We start from the raw sequence: 17,227 nt of genomic DNA, 5'->3' as shown, positions 1-17,227 counted from the left end.
TCGTCGCCGACAACATAGAGGCGACCATGAATGCCGACGAGAAACTGTCCACCCTGTTCCTGGCCGTTCTCGCTCCTCGTTTCGGTCAGGGCGCCGCCCGTGATCCGTGCCAGCGTACGCCGGCGGCACCGGCGAAGTCGCCGGCATGCGCGAAGCCGCCGAACACCACCAGATCCCCGTCGCGTATCCGGCCGGTGCGCACCGCATGGTCCAGGGTGACCGGCATGGCGGCGCCGAACATGTTCCCGCACTGGTCGAACGTGTCCGGATGCCGGTCGGCCGGTACCCCCAGCGCCTGCCGCCAATGGTGCAGGAATAGCCGGTTGGGCTGATTGGTGATCAGTGCATCGATCTCACCGGTCGGCACGCCGAGGCGAGCGCAGAGCTCACCCACCGCCTCCGGTACCAACCGGTTGCCGCGCTCCAGCACGGCCGCGACCCCCGAGGAGGTGAAACCGATCCGCAGCGGCGACTCACGGGTCTGCCAGTACCGCCGCCCGTCGTCGGCGACCAACCGCATGTCCCCGGCGTATTCGCCGAGGTGGCGGGTGGTCACGTCGAGGATGGGGGACGGGCCTCCGGCGGTCAGGTAGGCCACCCCGCAGCCGTCGCCCGGGACGGCGGCCTGGGCCAGCCGGCGTACGCCGGACTGGGTGAACAGTTGACCTGCGGCGGTCTGCGCGTTGCAGATCAGGGCGCTGCGCGCATCGGTGGTGGTGAGGATCTGCCGGGCCAGCCGCAGCATGTGGACGAAGGAGGCGCAGCCGGCGTTGGCCACGTCGACGAGCCAATCGGGGCGCAGTCCGAGACGCCGGGCGATCTCCGTACCGGCGCCCACGATCGGCAGGTCGGGCAGCTGGGTGTGCACCAGCAGAACGTCCACGCCCCGGATCGCGTCGGCCCCGTGCCTGTCGATGAGCGGCCACACCGCGCGTTCGACCAGGTCGACGTTGGTCTCGTCGGCGGCCACGTGGTGGCGCCAGCGCGGTGCCTTGAACATCGCGCTGTCGCGTAGATCGTCCGCGCTGTGCGGGTAACCGGTGAAGAACTCCCGCCCGACCGGCTCCCCGGGCAGGTAGCTGGACACGTCGGTGAGGCTGACCGTCGCGTTCGCCCCGGTCACCGCGACAACGCCCGCAGCGGCGGCCGGCTGACCGGTTCGTCGTTGCCGTACCGGTACTCCAGGATCGTCTTGAGGTTGCGCATCTCGACCTGGTGACCGGCCTGGAACAGGCCCCAGAAGTCGCCGACCCACGGCCGGTCCGCGCTGGGCGCCAGCTGCGGATGCGGGTTCGCGTCGTAGTGCGGGTGGCGGCAGTTGGTCCAGGTGATGACGCTGCCCGGCCGGTCGAGGACGAGGGTGGCGGGTACCACCCGCATCAGATAGATCATCCACAGCTGGTCGCCCTGGTCCCAGGCGCAGTGGTAGTCGACGGTCATCGCGTCCGGGTTGGCCACCACCCGGCAGAAGATGCGGGTGTCCGGCACCAGCCGGTCGTAGCCGACCCACAGGCCGGGCCGGTCGGCGGGTTCGAAGTCGCGCACGCTGTAGGTCCACTCCTCCAGGTGGTGCCCCGCACGCAGGTAGGCGTAAACGTGCTCGGGCGGGCAGTCGACGTACTCCTCGACGGTGCAGTACCGCCGATCCGGTTCGGCCGGGCCGGGCATCGCCTGGCAGTGCGCGAGGAGTTCCTCGGCGCTGGTGCTCTCCACGCGCATCAGGCCGGGAATGTGCTCAACCGGCGTGGACCTGTCGGCGTTCATCGGATGCCTCCTTGTGGTGGGCCGTAGGGTCGGTGCCGTCCCGGCCGAGCGCGGCCAGGAACGGCAGGAACGGCGGTATCTCCCGCGGGTCGAAGTCGAGACAGACGAACGCCGGGCCGGGCCGGGCGTTGCTGCGCAGCAGGGCCTGGTGCAGCTGGCCGGCGTCGTCGGCACGGGTGACGTCCAGGGTGGGGAATGCCGCACCGACACCCGCGGCGATGTCGGTCGTCCGGAACATGTTGTAGCTGTACCGGCCGGAGTAGTAGAGCTGTTCGCGGGTCACGCACATGCCGTGTGCGTTGTTGTTGAAGACCACGAAGGTCACACAGGCGTCGTATTCCACGGCGGTGTGCACCTCCATGCCGTGCATGAGGAACGCCCCGTCGCCGGCGAGCACGTAGGTACGCCGGCCGCTGCCGAGCGCCGCGCCGATCCCGGCTCCGAACGTGTATCCCATACCGCCCATGCCGACGGCCACCACGAAACGGCCCCGGCGCGGGGCGGGCAGCAGGTGGATCGCGGCGGCCGCCGCATTGCCGGCGTCGACGAACACGTGCGCGTCGTCGGGGAGCGCCCCGGCGACGGCGGCGACGGCATCGGCGTACGACGTGCCGGGTCCCCGATGCGGCTGGGCGGGCAGGGGTACCGGGCCGGCATGGTCCGCGCACCGGCGCGGACGGGGGTCGAGTCGCTCGAGGACAGCGTCCAGAGTGCGGCGTACCGGGCCGGGGACCGTGACCGCCTGGACGAAGGGCGGCTCCGGGTCGACGCCGATCACGAGCGTGCCGGCCAGGGCGTCGTCGAGGCCGCCGCGGGCCATCACGGGAAGCCTCGTACCGACGAGCAGGCACACGTCCGCCTGGCGCAGGCAGTCGACGACGCTCGGGTGCCCCATGACTCCGGCGACGCCGACGAACCGGGGGCTCCGGTTGTCGTACACGTCCTTGGCGTCCGGGGTCACTGCCACCCACGCGCCCAGGCGGGCCGCCAGGTCGGCGACCTCCGTGCGCACATCGTCGGCGGCCACGCCCTCCCCCGCGATGATCAGTACCCGGTCGGCCGTGCGCAGCGCGGCGATGACGCGGTTCAGCAGGTCAGGGTCGACCGGGTCGGCCGCCTCGGGGAGAGGTACTCCCGCGGCGGGTGCCGGGGCCGCCGCCTGCTGCACATCCTTGGGCAGCAGCAGTACCGCGGGTCCCCGCGGATGGGAGCGGGCCGCCGCCATGGCCTGTGGCAACAGGTCGACTATCGATCCGGCGGTGGACACCTTGGCGCAGAACCGCGACAGCGGTGCGAAGACCTCGCGGGCGTCGAAGGACCCGGCCTTCCCGCTGGTGTCCTGGAAGGCGCCGCGGCCCTCAAGGCCGATCGGCGGCTGCCCGACCAGCGCGAGCACGGGTATCCGGGAGGCGTGTGCCTCCGCGAGTCCGGGCAGCAGATTCATCGCCCCACCGCCGGAGGTGGCCGCGACCACGCCCATCCGGCCGGTCGCGCGGGCGTATCCGTCGGCCATCGTCGCGGCGGCGAACTCATGCTTGGCCACCAGCGCCTGGACCGCGCCGCCGCTGCGGTGTACCGCGTCGTACAGGTCCTCGATGTTGGCGCCACCGACCCCGAACACCCGGTCCACGCCCGTTCGGGCCAGCTCGGCGACGATGTGGTCGACGACGCGCACGGTCGGTATCATCGCTGCACCCGCTTCGAATCGATGACGAGTCCGCCGGCGCCGATCGTCTCGAACCGGTGGCGGTACTCCGTCGGCGTGGTGCCGAGCACCTTGGTGAAGGCGCGCAGAAACGTCTCCACCGTGGTGAAGCCGCAGCGCCGCGCCACGGCGCTGACCGGCAGATCGGTGGTTTCCAGCAGCCCCCGGCTCCGGGAGATGCGGGCCCGCTCGATGTAGTGCCCAGGGGTCATGCCGACCTCGCGGCGGAAGACCCGGGCGAAGTTACGCGGGCTCATGTTGGCCCGCTCGGCCACCTCGGCGACCAGCAGGGGACGGCCGAGACTGTCCTGGATCCACTCCTGGGCGGTCCGGATCGGGGCGAACTCGGCCAGTTGGGCGTCGAGTACCTCGCTGAACTGCGACTGCCCGCCGTGCCGCTTGAAGTACAGCACCAGATAGCGGGCCACCTTCAACGCGAATTCGGCGCCGTGGTCGTCCTCGATCAGGGCCAGGCTCATGTCGATGCCGGTCGACACACCCGCCGAGGTGATGAAGGGACCGTCCCAGATGAAGATCGGGTTCGGATCCACGATGACGTCGGGGTAGCGCTGCGCCATCTCGGCACTGATCACCCAATGGGTGGTGGCCCTGCGGCCGGTGAGCAGGCCCGCCTCGGCGAGCAGGAAGGCCCCGCCACAGACCGACGCCACCCGGCGGCAGCGGGCGGCGGCCCGGCCGATCCAGGACACCAGCGCCCGGTTGGCGAGCGCGTCGTGCATGCCCCATCCACCGGGTACGAGCAGAGTGTCGATCGGTCCTTCCCCGGTCTCCAGCGGCGCCGCCTCGATGGCCAGCCCGGAACAGGTACGCACCAGTGGTGAGTCCGGGGAGACGAATTCGATCCGGTAGCCGGTGCCGGGTTGGTCGAGCAGCCGGTCGGCGGTGTCGAACGCGTCGACCGGACCGGCGATGTCCAGGGCGTGGGCGCCCGGGTAAGAGACCACTACGACACGTCGATGCATCACGGATATAGCGTTTCGCCCGCTTCGCATGGCGACAATGCCAAGCCCTTGACGAATCCGGCCAACATCGACATCCGGGGCAGCACACGCGCGCACATCCATTTGGCGCCACCCGCATACCTGGGCTGCACAGGAACCAACCGAGCGGGCACCGGGATCGGCACCGGACTCCACATCGGACAATCGGCCAGTGAGATAACTCACCCGGGGTTGTCGCGTGGCCGGGCGAGCAGGCGACGGCGCGGTCGGCCCGGCCCGGGTGTCCCAGGCGTTGGCCTGGTGTGCCCGAGCCCGTGCCGAAGATCGCTCGTGCGGCAAATGGCGACAGCGTGCTCGCCATGGTCGATGGCCTCCTGGTATCGGCTTCGCTGTTCGCGCAGCAAACCGAAGTAGTGATGCGCCTGAGCATGTCCGTTCGGGTCAGCCCGCGTCCGATACAGATCGAGCGCCTCCTGCAGGTGAGTCTCTGCCTCGTCCCACTGGCGCAGCCTGATGTGCGTGCGTGCGAGGTGGATGCGAGCGGCGCCCTGCGCGCGAGTGGCGCCGTGCCGGGCCGCGGCTCGCAGCGCTTGCCGTTGGACATTTATTTGGTGGTTCCACAATCCCTGTCGGTACAGGAAGGTCGCCGCCGCCTCGGCCAATTGCCAGGTATACGGGCCGAAATCGGTGGATGCGGCGTGATCGGCGGGCAGTAGGCGATTCGCCCGTGCCATGAGTACCAGCGCTCCGAGCGCCTGGGGGTGCGCTGACCCTGCGCCTTCTCCCGGCGGCGACGCTCCGCGAAGGTGTCGCGGCACGCGGCCCACAGCACGCGGGCTTCCTCAAGTTCGGCTACCGCCCGCTCCAGCGCTGCCGGTCGTCCTCGAGTCGCCGCGGAACGCCGGCACCGACCATCAGGTGGTGCCAGGTCGCGCGGAACCCGTACGGTCCGAAGTGCACGACGCACTCCCGCAACGCCAGCAGCCGATCGCGCAGCGGAAGCCCACGATCACGGACCCGTTGGGCCTGGGCGGGGAAGCTGGTCACGGCACGACCGTACCGACACCGACGCACCACCCACACCGACTTGGAATGCCGCAGCCAGGTAACGGTCCGTACGACCGTGCCGTCAAACTCATCGTGGCGGAACTGGCCGGCAGGTCGTCGACATCGTCGCGGTCGAGGCGGGGCTGAAAGTCATTGAGCTCCCGACACCGCAGACGAGGCATGATGCGAACGACCGACGACGTCGTAGCCGTCGACCGTTCGCATGGCGCTCCAGGACGTCAGGAGCGGTAATCGCCGACGAACTCGCCAGTTCGGTACTCCGGTGACCAGAAGCCGGTCATGCAGTCCAGGTACTGGATGGTGGCGTAGAACTCGTCCCGGTCGTCGTCGCCGTCCTCGTTGAGGTCGTCCGCGTTGATGTTCAGGGTGTACATCTCGACGCCGTAGCCGTCCGGGCCGGCTCCCGGCCAGCCGGGGCTCAGCACCAGGTCACGGATGCGCGACCGATTGGAGCCACCGTCGTCGCCCCAGATCGTCGATCGGACGACGTGCGGGCAGTCGACGAGCCACTGTGCGTATTGCTGGGACATGTGCACATCGAGTCCCACAGTCGCGTCGTACCAGAAGAAGCCTTTGTAGGTCAGCGTGAGGCAGGCGTTGAAGTTCGCGTTGTAGTTGCAGTGCTGCTCCGCGGCTGCCGCGGGCGATGAGGTCGCGATCAGCGTGCCTCCGGAGAGGGCCAGCACCGCGAACGCGCTGAACAGACGGGTGCGCCAGGTGCGCAGGATGGACATGATGCCTCCGTGCGGTCGAAATGTCCCCGTCGCGTTCGGTACGCCGCCGGCGCCGAAGGGAGTGCGTCAACCGACCGGCCGAGGCGTATGCGGCGACCGTCGAGATGGCTTTGGCGAAGCGGCGCGGCTTGGCGGCGTCTCGGCCTCCAGGGACAGGTGGTGGTTTGGCGCCGGCCATGGCCAGCGGTGGAGAGGTTGACGCCGGCGAAGCTCATCACCACTGCCTGAAGCTGTCCTGAAGCGCCGCTGAATCGCCGCCTTCACCTAGATCGACGTAACCTGCTGCTCGGCCTCGTCGAGCCAACCCTGGTACCAGTCCGCGAAGCCGAGGCGGCTTCCGTCCGGCTGGAGCAGTGGCCGGAAACCTTCGTCGTCGGCCGTGTCGTCGGCCCACACCCGTACGCCGGACCAGCGCCACCACGGCTCACCTGCAGCAGAAAGCTCCGGTACTCACCGGGCAGTTCCACCTGTAGCTGCGACTCCGCCTCGGCCAGCTCTTCCGGCGTCAATGGGGGCTGCAGCTGCCACTGATGACCGTTGGCGCCGAAGACTTCGCCCGCGCCGGCGTGTGCTGACAGGCGGCTGACCCGTTCCGCCGTGCCCGACCAGTCATAGGTGACCACGGCGACAGAATAGATGCCGCTTTCCTCCAAGGCCGGCGAGGCGTGCGCGGCCGGGTTGCCGGCCCGCCTGGCTCGGCGGACATTCGGGCGGATCCTGCTAGGCGTGCAGGCCGATGCCGCCGTGCTTGATCTGGGCGGCCATCAGGGCGGCCAGCACGATCAGGTCGGCGAGCCCCAGCGCGACTCCGATCAGGCCCGCGTTTCGGCTGGGCGTGCCGGTGCCGTGCCGGAGAGCGGTGATCGCGCCGAGCACGATGGCGATCGGCCCGAGCAGGACGTTGAAGAAGAACAGGCCGGCCACGCCCAGCGTCAGCGACCCCACCGCGCGGTCGTCCAGGCTGCCGACTCGTCTGACGAAATTCATGGTGGTCCTTCCTTGATCAGCGGTGCCGGGACAGCGTCGCGGCGCGCCGGCTGACGATGACAACGGCGCCGGCGAGCACAATCCCGAGCGCGATGAGCAGTGGCTGTCCGGTGAGCAGGGCCGGGCCGACCAACAGGGCGCTCAGCGCGATCACGGCCATCAGTAACGTCATCTCCGGCCTCCTTTCAGTTAACACCTGTCTACTGAAATCACCCTAGGGCTCAGCCGACTCAGTGGACAGGTGTTTACTGAGTGACATGAACCACCGCCATCCGGCGCCACCCGACCGGCTCAGCCGACCGGAGCAGAAGGCGCGCACCAGGCAGGCGCTGCTCGACGCGGCGCTCGACCTGATGGAGCACCGGAACCTGAGCAGCATCAGCCTGCGCGAGGTCACCCGCGCGGTGGGTGTCACTCCGACCGCCTTCTATCACCACTTTCCCGACGTCGACAGCCTCGGCGTGGCCCTCGTCGACGAGTGCCTCGGCAGCCTGCGGGCCACCATCCGCACCGTCCGGGACGGCCTCAACTCCAGCGACGAGGTGATCAACCGGTCGATCGGCATCCTCGCCCGCCAGGTGCACGACCACCGGGAGCACTTCCGCTTCATCGCCCGGGAACGCCACGGTGGCGTGCCGGCCGTCCGCGCCGCGATCGCCGAGCAGCTCGACCTGTTCGCCGCCGAACTGGCCACCGACCTGGCCGGCGACAAGCTGCTCGGCGGCCCCCGCTTCGACCGCTGGATCGCGGCCGACATGCGGATGGTCACCAGCCTTTTCGTCAACCACATGGTGTGGACCGCCGCGGCGCTGCTCGACGCTCCCCCGGACTCCACCGACGCCGAGGCGCGGGTGATCGACGCCGCCGGCCGCCAGCTGCGGCTGATCATGCTGGGCGCCCGGCAGTGGACCACCGCGGACTGAGCTCAGCCATCTCGTTCACGGCAACAGCAGGAAGGGCCCGGGGCGATCATGGTCGGAGGTCCAGGCGGGCCGGCCTCCGTTAGTGTTCCCGCCGAGATGAGCAGGTGATTTGGATGTGGATCGAACTGGCCACCGAGGCCTCCCCTGCGGCGCAGTTCGCGCCGCCGGCCGACCCGGCCGCGATCGACCGGATCGAGCGGCGGCTGGGCCGGCCGGTTCCGGCGGACCTGCGCGTCCTGCTGCTGGAGACCGACGGCATCCTGGGCGAGTTCGACGAGGGCATCGTCTGGACGGCGGAGCGCATCGCCGCGGACAACGCGTCCTTCCGGGCCGATCCGTCCTTCGCCCGGCTTTACGAGCCGTTCGACAAGTTGCTGTTCTTCGGCGACAACGACGGCGGCGACCAGTTCGCCGTCGTCCCCGGGGAGCCCGGGGCCGGGGTGCTGGTCTGGGAGCACGAGACGGACACCCGGCGCAGGGTCGCAGACGACCTGGCCGACTACCTCCGGCGGATCCTCTCCACCGACGGCGACGAATGGTATGTCGAGGAAGACGAGGATGAGTAGGGCAGGTGAGGACCTCGCCGCCATGGACAACAACGTCTACGGCCTCGTGCGCACCGCCGCGAACCTGGAGTCGCTCGCGCACGCCTTCACGAACCTGGGATGGGAAGCCCGCACGTCGGCGTGGGACGAGTACGAGGTCGAATGCACGTGGTGCCAGATCAATATCTTCGATTCCGGGGGGATGCCGACGTTCGCCGGCGTGGTGGATCCGGCGCGCGTCGACGAGTTGGCGGGCACCTTCAGCACGCTGGACATCGACTACGAGATCGAACTGTACGACCGGGCCGGCGACCTGGCGCGAAGGCTCAGGCCCGGTCAGAGATAGTCCCTGCCGCCGTGCAGGCCCCACCAGGACGCGAAGGTCAGGAAGTCATCCGCCTCGAACGTGAAGTCACCGTCCACGAAGGAGTACACGGTCACCCGCTCCTCGCAGACGCCGTCCACCGTCACGAACCCCCAGTAGTCGCCGCCTCCGCAGGGGGCGATGGCGACGAATCCCGGCTTGCTGTCCGGTCCCGAGTTCAACTCGATGAGGCCGGCCTGGCGGCCATCCGGAGATATCGGCGGAACCAGGTCCAGGTAGACGAAACCGCCGCCACCGAAGACGCGCAGGAACCGCTTGTACTGCTCCGGCAGCGTGGTCCGCAGCGCCGCCTCGATGCGCGCCAGGTCGTCGTCCGAGGCGATCAACGATTCGAAGGCCGGTTCAGCCCTACCCCGGGCGGCACGGGCCTCACGGATGCTGGCGACCTCGGCCGCAAAGGCGTCGAAGTCCACGGGCCTGCCTCCAAGCGTTCCTGAAGTTGATGCGATGCCAGGTCCGGCAGCCGGCGGGCCACCTCGTCGTCGCTCCGGCGAATTCCCGGCGCGAGCAGCCACCGGCGCCGTGGCTCCCGAGCGTGTGGATCCGGTCCTGGCGACATCCGGCCCCTCCGATCCTGCCGCGACGGCTCGACGAGCCTAGCGGGATGCCATCGATGAACCGCAGCCCCGGCGCCGCGGCCGGCGCCGTTCTCCTCGTGGCCGGGGGCGGGCCGGCCGGGCCCGGCCCGTCCGCGGTGTCCGGAGGGTGGTGGTTCAGCCGTTCGGCCGGGAGTCGATCGCCTGCAGCGACCAGCTGTTGCCGTCCGGGTCCCGGAAGTGGACGAAGTTTCCCCAGGGCTGGACGTCGACGCCGCCGGCCTCGACGCCGGCGTCCAGCAACTGCTTACGGGCGGCGTGGGCGTCGGCCACCACCACCTGGATCTCCTGGGTGCCCGGTGTCTTCTCCGTGATGCCGTTGCCGATCACGATCGAACACGCGGAACCGGGCGGCGTGAGCTGCACGAAACGCAGGCCCTCATGCACCTGATGGTCGTGGTCGGCGTTGAAGCCGACCTTCAGGTAGAACGCCTTCGCCCGGTCGACGTCGGTCACTGGCACGGGGATGAGTTCGATCTTCCATGTCGATGTCATGGGCCCATCGTGCCAACGATTCAGGCCATAACCTGGCCGCTGGGGCGGCCGGGCTACTGGAAGTCCGGCGTCCAGATCCGCGCCTTGTAGAACTCCGCGCCGCCCCGGGTGCGGTCGGGCGACGCCGACAGGCGCACCGTCGGGCTTCCCCAGGTACGCGCGCCGGTGTTGTCGGCCCTGATCGACACCGCCTCCCCGGACGAGTGCCGCACGTACGACTTGACGCGCGTCTCGCTCGACGCCCGCGTCACCTTGAAGATGCCGCCGGCGGTGTCGAACCGGTACACGCCGTGGGTGGCGGTCACCCACATCCGCTGGGTGTTGCTGTAGTCGGGCTGCAGGTCGTGGCCGAGGTTGCCGGAGCCGAGGCCGGCCTTCGCACCGTGCCACTTGAGCCGGGTACCCCGCAGGCTGCCCTCGACCGCGTACCCGCGGATGACGCCGTCGCCGACCGCCCACAGCAGCTTGTAGGTCGGGTCCCACAGCACACCGTGTGCGCCCGCCAGCGCGACCGTCTGCACCTTGGCCAGCGTGCCGAGGTTGTCCACCCGCGTCGGCGCGTACAGGGTCAGGTGCCCCGCCGAGCTGGCCACCACGACCGAGCCGTTGCCGGGGATGCGTTCGATGGCGTGCGGGTTGCCGCCGGGGCTGGCGCTCCACCTCAGGTCGTTGAGCTCGGTGTGCTTCTCGCTGCCGATGTCCACGATCCCGGCCTTGCCGCCGGAGGCGACGACCAGGGCGATCCAGCCCTGCGCGGCGGTGCTGCGGACCTTGACGTCCGACAGGTTGGCCCAGCCGCCGCCACCCGGGCTGAAGCTCCAGTGGATGTTGGCGTCGCTGAAGGCCTTGTTCTTGTCGAAGACCAGCACCTTGTTCTTGACCTGCTCGGCCGTCGCCACGTAATAGCTGCCCGCGGCGAGTGCGGGTGACCCCGCGAGCAGCGCGCCGGCCGGACCGGCGACCGCGCCCGCGGCCAGGCCTCGCAGAATGGTACGTCGATGCACGTGCACTCCCCCGTGTCATGGATGAGCGTGCCATTGTGCCCGCCGTCGTCCACCGGGCAGGCCTGAGATCATCGGCCGATGCAACCCCACCGCCGGCGCATCCGTCAGGGGGATGTGAGAGGCGATAGAGACAAGCAGTTCCACGACTTCGTGCTGGCTCAACGCGCCGGTCTGGTTCGCACCGCCACGCTGCTGACGGCGGGTGACCGCCACCTGGCCGAGGACCTGGTGCAGTCCACCCTGACCAAGCTGTACGTGGCCTGGCCGGCCTTCCAGCGCGCCGACAACCCCGCGGGCTACACGCGGCGGGTGCTGGTCAACGCGCTGACCGACGAGCGCCGGCGGTTGTGGCGGCGCCGGGAGCGCCCCACGGCCGAGCTGCCGGACCTGCCGCGCGACGATCGGCACAGCGAACCCATGGCCGACGGGCTGCGCCGGGCGTTGCGGGACCTGCCGCCGAGGATGCGCGCCGCCGTCGTGTTCCGCTACTTCCACGAGCTCACCGTCACCGAGACCGCCGAGGCCCTCGGCTGTTCGGAGGGCACGGTGAAGAGCCAGACCTCCCGCGCGCTGGCCCGCCTGCGCACCGCCCTGGAAATCGCACCGGCCGTTCCGGCCTTTCGCTGAAGAGGAATGACATGAACCTGCGCAACCAGTTCGACACGCTCGCGGGCCCCGAGGTCGTCCCCACCCCGGAGGACGTCGGCGCCGATCTCGAACGCGGCCGGCGCGCCCTGCGCAAGCGCCGTACCGTCCAGAAGCTCGCCGGGTCCGCCTTCGCCGTGGCCGCCGTGCTCGCGGTCGGCGTCGTCATCGCCGACGACAACACCCCCGCGGCACCCCCGCCGCTCGCGGGAAGGGACCCGGGCTCGGTCAGCGTCGGCGCCACCCGGCTCGTCGCGTACACGGGAAGCCAGCCCAAGGGTTACACCATCGACAGGGTGCCGGACGGGTGGGAGATCCAGGCCGACAACCCCAACGCGCTGATCCTGGCGCCGAAGAACGCCCTCGACAAGGATCCGAACAGCTTCGTCGGCAAGATCGGCATCATGCTGCAGTCGAAGGACCAGCACGGCGTTCCGGCCGGCAAGAAGGTCAGGGTCGGCGACGGCCGGGGCGTCCTGGTCCCGGAGCAGGAGGTCACCGATCCGACCACGCTCCGGCTCCGGGAACAGGCCAAGCGGGAGGCCCTCGCCAAGGGCGGGCCGTCCGCGGCACCGTTCCTCGTGGAGAGCGACGCCGATGACGGCGCCACCCTGTGGGTCAAGCAGCCCGGCGGGGTCTACCTGCTGGTCCAGTTCTGGGAGGGCCTCGGCCTGAGCGAGCGGGACATGCTCGACATCGGCGCCGGCGTCCACGTGCATAAGGATGCCGTGCAGGGCGTCGGCTGACCGGGGCCGCGGCGGCCCGGCGGGGGGGCGCCCGGGGCCCCGGGGGGGGCCCCGGCTTTCCGCCGCCGACCTCGTCGAGGCGCCGCCGGCCGAGGGTCGTTACCCGGCCGTTACCAGGTGAATTCTGCCGTACGTCCATGGTGCTCAGTCGACACCCGACGTACTCTGACCGTTCAGCACAGAAGGTCACGGAAGGTAACGCGATGCCCGGTCCCGGGGTCAGCACCGAAACCCGTCCCGACGGCACCGTGATCGTGCACCCGCATGGCAGTCTCGACCTCGACGGCGCCCTGCGACTACGCCAGTTCCTGGTACACGCGATCCGGCACATGCGGCCGCATCGGCTCATCCTCGACCTCGGCGACCTCGGCGACCTCGATCCGATCGACATCGGCACCCTCGCGGCCGCCTGCACCCTCGGTGACGATCACCGCGTGATCGTGTTCCTCGACAACACTCCGAGCGACATCGCCGCCCGGCTCGCCGCGGCCGGCGTCCCCCCGGCCCGCCTGCGCGGCACCAAGGACGCGCCCGGCCCGGCGCGGTAGGTCTACCGGGTCGCCGCGGCGGCCTCGGCGCAGATCTCCGGTTACCCGACGAGGAGCGCCGACGTGCACCGACTGAGCGCCGCCGGCATCCCGATGATCCACGAGCCGTTCACCCCCGGGGAACCGCTGACCGCGGCCCGCCTGGCGACAACTCCGCCTGAGCCTCTTCAACGTGGCCCGGGGCGGCGGAGGTCGACGACCCGGATACCGCCGGCCCGAGGCCAGGTTGAGGCGGCGTCGCGTCACCCCCGGCCCGGGGTTCTCAGACCCGGCACTGCCAGCTGCGCGCGTCGTAGTAGTTGACGAACCGTTCGACGGTGGCGGCCCCGGTCGTCTTCTTGCAGACCGCGAGGACGTCGACCGAGAAGTAGGTCGGCCCGCCACGGCTGTAGTTGACGCACCGCCAGTCGTAGACGGTCGAGCCGAGCAGCACCGAGGCGCTGTGGCCCCGGGAGGTGCAGTAGTTCTCGAAATCCGGCGCGACGGTCTCCGGCGCGACCCGCCAGCACCTGACCGAGGTGGGATCGCGGAAGTCGCCGATGCGGTCGACGGCGCTGCCGGTCGCGTACGCCCAGCGGCAGGCCGCCTCGAAGGTGAGATCGCCGCGGCGGCCGTCGGCGCCGGCGCAGTGCCAGTCGTACGCGGTCGAGCCGGCCAGGACGGCGTCGGCACTGCCCAGCGAGCGGCAGTAGGCGCCGAGGTCGAGCCCGCCGAGCTCCTGCGGCGGCGAGGACGACGCGGCGGCCGGGCTCACGGCGGCCAGCGCGCCCGCGAGTCCGACGAGTACGGCGAGCAGGGTGTTGCTGATCGAGCGCATGGAACTCCCGGGTAGCTCGCGGTGACGAGGTCCGCCCCGCCACGGATTCACCCCGGCGGCGCGACCTGAGCCATCCTCATTGGAGGATCGGCAGCGACAGCCTAGGGCGAAATCGGCCTCCTGCAAGAGTTTGCAAAGAAAACGTAACTTCTTTCACTCGCTGGTTAACCTTGCAGAGCCGGGCCGTCGGCGGCGCCGGACCCGGCCGCCGAGGAAATTGCGTTGTGGCTGCGCCCCGCCGTTTGTCATTATCAATTCGGCCCCGGCGGCTTCAGAAGAAAGCGCCTACCACAACGGACGCACTGGCGATCAAACCAAGCTGGTCCGTTGCCTTCCCGGCGACCGATCCTTCCCATCGGAACCGCTACGGGGCCACCCTTCGTCCCATTCGCTATTCGGGGCCTTCCCGATTGAGGTGAGCCATGCCCAGCCGCAATGAGGTAATCGTTCGCAGCGGTTTCCGTGGCCTTCGATACGTCGACGGCCGTTTCGACCAGGTTCTGGAGCCCGGCCGTTACCGGCTGCCCGGCCGCCGGTACCCCGGGCAGCGGCTGCCGCAGGTCGAGGTCGTCCCGGTGGACCTGCGTGAGCGCGAGCTCAACATCAAGGGTCAGGAGATCCTGACCGCCGACAAGGTCGCGGTGCGGGTGAACATCATCACCCACTTCCGGGTGGTGGACCCGGTCGCGGCGATCGAGCAGGTCACCGACTACGGCGACCGGGTGTACAGCGACGTGCAGCTTGCCGCGCGGCGTTCCCTGGCGTCGATGACGCTGGAGGCCATCCTGACCAACCGCAACCAGCTCAGCGAGGACATCCTGCGCGACGTCGAGGGGGTCTCCGCCGGCTACGGCATCGAGATCATTCGCGCCGACGTCAAGGACCTGGTGTTCCCGGGCAACCTTCAGGACATCATGAACCGGGTGCTGACGGCGCAGCGGATGGCCGAGGCGCAGATGGTCGAGGCGCGCACCCGCGCCGACCGGGAGGCGCTCGAGGCGGGCTCCAAGGCGGACTCCGAGCGGGTCGCCGCCCAGGCCCGGGTCGAGTCGACGCGGCTGGCGGCGGAGGGTGACGCCGCGGCGAAGCGGATCCGGACCGAGGCCGAGGTCGACGCCCTGCGCCGGCTCGCCGAGGCCGCGGAGGCGTACGCGCAGCACCCGGCCCTGCTGCGGCTGCGTGAGCTCGAGACGCTCGGCGCGCTCGGCACCAATGCCGCGGCGCGGCTCTACATCGGATTCGACAAGCACAGCGACGGCAGCCTGCCCGACTGAGCCGTTTCGACGTGGCCCGGGCACCGCGACCCGGACCACGTCGAAATTGCACATTGCGGTGTTCTGCTTCGATGCACGGGTGACTTCCGCTGCCGGGACATTGCGCACGCTTTACCCGCCGATCGAGCCCTATGCGACTCATCGCCTGGAGGTGGGCGGCGGTCATCGGCTCCATGTGGAGGAGGCCGGAAATCCGGCGGGGACGCCGGTGGTCTTCCTGCACGGCGGCCCCGGCGGCGGCGTCATACCCGTCATGCGGCGGTTCTTCGATCCGGATCGCTACCGGGTCATCCTTCCCGACCAGCGCGGCGCCGGCCGCAGCACGCCGCTCGGCGAGCTTCGGGAGAACACCACCTGGCATCTCGTCGACGACCTGGAGGCGATCCGGGAGCACCTCGGAGTCGACGCGTGGCTGACGTTCGGCGGCTCGTGGGGGTCCACGCTCGCGCTCGCCTACGCCCAGTCGCATCCGACCCGGGTGACGGGCCTGATCCTGCGCGGCATCTACCTCGTACGCCGCAGCGAGGCCGCCTGGATCTACCAGAGCGGCCTGCACCACCTGCAGCCCGAGGAGTGGGAGCGGTTCGTCGCGCCGATTCCGCACGGGGAACGCGGCGACATCCTCGCCGCGTACCGCCGCCGCCTGCTCGGAGACGGCCCCGAGGCGCGGCGCTGCGCCGACGCCTGGATGCGCTGGGAGGCGGTCAATTCGTCCCTGACGCCGGACCCGGGCCTCATCGCCACGCTGACCGCCGACGAGACCGTGCTGCCCGCGGCGCGGATCCTCGCCGAGTACGCCGTCAACGGCGGCTACTTCGATTCGGAGACCCAGCTTCTGGACGGCGTCGACCGCATCCGCCACCTGCCGGCGGAGATCATTCAGGGGCGCTACGACCTGTGCTGCCCGCCCGCGACCGCCTACGACCTCGCCCGCCGCTGGCCGGAGGCCGCCTTCCACGTCGTCGCGGACGCGGGCCACTCCTCGCTCGAACCCGGCATCACCGACCGCCTGATCCGCGGCACGGACCGATTCGCCGACCTATTGTCCTAGCCGGTTCGACCCGACCCCCCTTCGAGGTCTCCGTCGGGCATGGGGAACGAAGGTGATCTTAGGGCCCCGGGGGGTGTCGCGGCCGATTCGGTCCAACTCGACGGCTCCCGGGCGAGCCACCGGTTACGGTGTTGAAATGCGAGTATTCATTCATAAATCAGTTAAATTGGCCGTCGGCCTCCCGGCCGTGATCGCGGTGTCCGCCGGGATCGGCCTGACCGCAGCGGCGGTCGACCTCGCCGCCGCCCCGCGCGTCGCAGCCGCATCTCCGCGCGCCTTCCCGAACGCCGCCGCCTCACTGGCGTCGACCGCCACGCTTCCGCGAGCGGACCGCCCGGGCCGCATCTCCAAGCGGCTCAAGGCATCCCTGCTCACCGTCTCCGACCTGCCGACGGGCTACGCCGCCATGCTGGAGCCGAGCTCGGACGATTCCACGTCTGCCGTCGACGCCTGCAACGAGCCGGTCAAGCCCGCGCCCACCGGGAAGCCCGCGGACAACGCGCAGGTGATGTTCCTGAGGGCGGACGACACCACAATCGTGTACGAAAGCCTGACAGCCGCGGGTAAGAAGGCCGCGCGCGCCGTCGTCGCCGACTATGCCGACGCGCCGCGGCGCTGCCCGACCGTCACCGTCGACGACGGCGGCAGCAAGGTGCGGCTGACGCAGTCCGCGTTGCGGATTCCGCGGCTCGGCGACGCCTCGACCGGCGTTCAGTTCGTCATGGACATGCCGAAACCCACCCCCGCGATGCACGGCAAGATGGTCGTGGTCGCCTGGCGCGACCTGTCCGTCACCCTCCTCGTCCTGAGCATGACCAAGCCGGACCAGCAGGAGCTGGAGAAGGTCGCCGCGACGGCGCTGGGAAAGCTCAGGCGGAACGGGTAGCGCGGACCTGCACCCTGTCCAGCAGGGCCGGGAGGCCTCTCATCTCGTCGAACACGACGGTGCCCGGCCCCTCGAGCCGGCCGGCCGCCGTC

At 70.1% G+C, this 17,227-nt stretch carries 23 protein-coding genes; 9 read left to right on the top strand and 14 right to left on the bottom strand.

Annotation, left to right across the window (positions count from 1 at the left end; all coding sequences use genetic code 11):
* Positions 1 to 85: 85 nt before the first annotated feature.
* From AB0F10_RS23995 to AB0F10_RS23950, 10 genes are all read right to left on the bottom strand, one after another.
* Positions 86 to 1,123 (bottom strand): ketoacyl-ACP synthase III family protein, encoded by a 1,038-nt coding sequence (locus AB0F10_RS23995; RefSeq protein ID WP_360629007.1) that lies wholly within the window; start codon positions 1,121 to 1,123, stop codon positions 86 to 88.
* Positions 1,120 to 1,764 carry an SRPBCC family protein gene (locus tag AB0F10_RS23990; RefSeq protein WP_360629004.1) on the bottom strand — a complete coding sequence of 215 codons (645 nt, stop codon included), beginning with the start codon at positions 1,762 to 1,764 and terminating at the stop codon, positions 1,120 to 1,122. Before AB0F10_RS23990 ends, AB0F10_RS23995 begins: the two co-directional genes overlap by 4 nt.
* On the bottom strand, positions 1,736 to 3,439 hold the full coding sequence (locus AB0F10_RS23985; protein ID WP_360629001.1) for a thiamine pyrophosphate-binding protein: 1,704 nt from the start codon (positions 3,437 to 3,439) through the stop codon (positions 1,736 to 1,738). The genes AB0F10_RS23990 and AB0F10_RS23985 overlap by 29 nt, the downstream gene beginning before the upstream one ends.
* 8 nt (positions 3,440 to 3,447) lie before the next feature.
* The gene (locus AB0F10_RS23980; protein ID WP_360628998.1) at positions 3,448 to 4,434 is read right to left on the bottom strand and encodes a GlxA family transcriptional regulator; all 987 of its coding nucleotides are present in this window, start codon (positions 4,432 to 4,434) and stop codon (positions 3,448 to 3,450) included.
* A gap of 218 nt (positions 4,435 to 4,652) precedes the next feature.
* Positions 4,653 to 5,165 (bottom strand): tetratricopeptide repeat protein, encoded by a 513-nt coding sequence (locus AB0F10_RS23975; RefSeq protein ID WP_360628995.1) that lies wholly within the window; start codon positions 5,163 to 5,165, stop codon positions 4,653 to 4,655.
* Between the two features lie 118 nt (positions 5,166 to 5,283).
* Positions 5,284 to 5,478 (bottom strand): hypothetical protein, encoded by a 195-nt coding sequence (locus tag AB0F10_RS23970; RefSeq protein WP_360628992.1) that lies wholly within the window; start codon positions 5,476 to 5,478, stop codon positions 5,284 to 5,286.
* 239 nt (positions 5,479 to 5,717) lie between these two features.
* Complete coding sequence (locus tag AB0F10_RS23965) at positions 5,718 to 6,233, bottom strand: hypothetical protein (RefSeq protein WP_360628989.1); 516 nt, start codon at positions 6,231 to 6,233, stop codon at positions 5,718 to 5,720.
* 264 nt (positions 6,234 to 6,497) lie between these two features.
* The gene (locus AB0F10_RS23960) at positions 6,498 to 6,629 is read right to left on the bottom strand and encodes a hypothetical protein (RefSeq protein ID WP_360629056.1); all 132 of its coding nucleotides are present in this window, start codon (positions 6,627 to 6,629) and stop codon (positions 6,498 to 6,500) included.
* 324 nt (positions 6,630 to 6,953) lie between these two features.
* Positions 6,954 to 7,220, bottom strand: a complete 267-nt coding sequence (locus AB0F10_RS23955) for a hypothetical protein (protein WP_360628986.1) — start codon at positions 7,218 to 7,220, stop codon at positions 6,954 to 6,956.
* A gap of 16 nt (positions 7,221 to 7,236) precedes the next feature.
* Entirely contained in the window at positions 7,237 to 7,392 is a 156-nt protein-coding gene (locus AB0F10_RS23950) for a hypothetical protein (protein WP_360628983.1), read from the bottom strand.
* An 85-nt stretch (positions 7,393 to 7,477) separates the two neighbouring features.
* On the opposite strand from AB0F10_RS23950, the gene AB0F10_RS23945 reads away from it, so the two are divergent.
* The 3 genes from AB0F10_RS23945 (at position 7,478) to AB0F10_RS23935 (ending at position 9,034) form a co-directional block, all read left to right on the top strand.
* A complete protein-coding gene (locus AB0F10_RS23945; RefSeq protein ID WP_360628980.1) occupies positions 7,478 to 8,143 on the top strand; it encodes a TetR family transcriptional regulator in 666 nt (221 codons plus the stop codon).
* 113 nt (positions 8,144 to 8,256) lie between these two features.
* Positions 8,257 to 8,709: an SMI1/KNR4 family protein gene (locus AB0F10_RS23940; RefSeq protein ID WP_360628977.1), complete on the top strand. Its 453-nt coding sequence runs from the start codon at positions 8,257 to 8,259 to the stop codon at positions 8,707 to 8,709.
* Positions 8,710 to 8,731: 22 nt separating this feature from the next.
* The gene (locus AB0F10_RS23935; RefSeq protein ID WP_360628974.1) at positions 8,732 to 9,034 is read left to right on the top strand and encodes a hypothetical protein; all 303 of its coding nucleotides are present in this window, start codon (positions 8,732 to 8,734) and stop codon (positions 9,032 to 9,034) included.
* On the opposite strand, the gene AB0F10_RS23930 is transcribed toward AB0F10_RS23935, so the two are convergent.
* The 3 genes from AB0F10_RS23930 to AB0F10_RS23920 form a co-directional block, all read right to left on the bottom strand.
* Positions 9,025 to 9,486 carry an SMI1/KNR4 family protein gene (locus AB0F10_RS23930; protein ID WP_360628971.1) on the bottom strand — a complete coding sequence of 154 codons (462 nt, stop codon included), beginning with the start codon at positions 9,484 to 9,486 and terminating at the stop codon, positions 9,025 to 9,027. The genes AB0F10_RS23935 and AB0F10_RS23930 overlap by 10 nt on opposite strands.
* 300 nt (positions 9,487 to 9,786) lie before the next feature.
* The gene (locus tag AB0F10_RS23925; RefSeq protein WP_360628968.1) at positions 9,787 to 10,164 is read right to left on the bottom strand and encodes a VOC family protein; all 378 of its coding nucleotides are present in this window, start codon (positions 10,162 to 10,164) and stop codon (positions 9,787 to 9,789) included.
* Between the two features lie 53 nt (positions 10,165 to 10,217).
* Positions 10,218 to 11,168 carry a DUF6528 family protein gene (locus tag AB0F10_RS23920; RefSeq protein ID WP_360628965.1) on the bottom strand — a complete coding sequence of 317 codons (951 nt, stop codon included), beginning with the start codon at positions 11,166 to 11,168 and terminating at the stop codon, positions 10,218 to 10,220.
* A gap of 114 nt (positions 11,169 to 11,282) precedes the next feature.
* On the opposite strand from AB0F10_RS23920, the gene AB0F10_RS23915 reads away from it, so the two are divergent.
* The 3 genes from AB0F10_RS23915 (at position 11,283) to AB0F10_RS23905 (ending at position 13,107) form a co-directional block, all read left to right on the top strand.
* Positions 11,283 to 11,795: a SigE family RNA polymerase sigma factor gene (locus AB0F10_RS23915; RefSeq protein WP_360628962.1), complete on the top strand. Its 513-nt coding sequence runs from the start codon at positions 11,283 to 11,285 to the stop codon at positions 11,793 to 11,795.
* 11 nt (positions 11,796 to 11,806) lie between these two features.
* Complete coding sequence (locus AB0F10_RS23910) at positions 11,807 to 12,559, top strand: hypothetical protein (RefSeq protein WP_360628959.1); 753 nt, start codon at positions 11,807 to 11,809, stop codon at positions 12,557 to 12,559.
* Positions 12,560 to 12,762: 203 nt separating this feature from the next.
* On the top strand, positions 12,763 to 13,107 hold the full coding sequence (locus AB0F10_RS23905; RefSeq protein ID WP_360628956.1) for an STAS domain-containing protein: 345 nt from the start codon (positions 12,763 to 12,765) through the stop codon (positions 13,105 to 13,107).
* A gap of 262 nt (positions 13,108 to 13,369) precedes the next feature.
* Here AB0F10_RS23905 and AB0F10_RS23900 read toward each other — a convergent pair whose 3' ends face one another.
* Positions 13,370 to 13,924, bottom strand: coding sequence for a hypothetical protein (locus tag AB0F10_RS23900; protein WP_360628953.1), 555 nt, complete (start codon positions 13,922 to 13,924; stop codon positions 13,370 to 13,372).
* 422 nt (positions 13,925 to 14,346) lie between these two features.
* Here AB0F10_RS23900 and AB0F10_RS23895 point away from each other — a divergent pair, with 422 nt between their 5' ends.
* From AB0F10_RS23895 to AB0F10_RS23885, 3 genes are all read left to right on the top strand, one after another.
* The gene (locus AB0F10_RS23895) at positions 14,347 to 15,198 is read left to right on the top strand and encodes an SPFH domain-containing protein (RefSeq protein WP_360628950.1); all 852 of its coding nucleotides are present in this window, start codon (positions 14,347 to 14,349) and stop codon (positions 15,196 to 15,198) included.
* A 79-nt stretch (positions 15,199 to 15,277) separates the two neighbouring features.
* Positions 15,278 to 16,249: a prolyl aminopeptidase gene (gene pip / locus AB0F10_RS23890; protein WP_360628947.1), complete on the top strand. Its 972-nt coding sequence runs from the start codon at positions 15,278 to 15,280 to the stop codon at positions 16,247 to 16,249.
* Positions 16,250 to 16,385: 136 nt separating this feature from the next.
* Complete coding sequence (locus AB0F10_RS23885) at positions 16,386 to 17,135, top strand: hypothetical protein (protein ID WP_360628944.1); 750 nt, start codon at positions 16,386 to 16,388, stop codon at positions 17,133 to 17,135.
* Positions 17,136 to 17,227: the final 92 nt, after the last annotated feature.

The organism is Actinoplanes sp. NPDC026623 (assembly GCF_040638275.1).
GTDB lineage: Bacteria > Actinomycetota > Actinomycetes > Mycobacteriales > Micromonosporaceae > Actinoplanes.
This window is presented reverse-complemented; position numbering and strand designations above follow the sequence as displayed.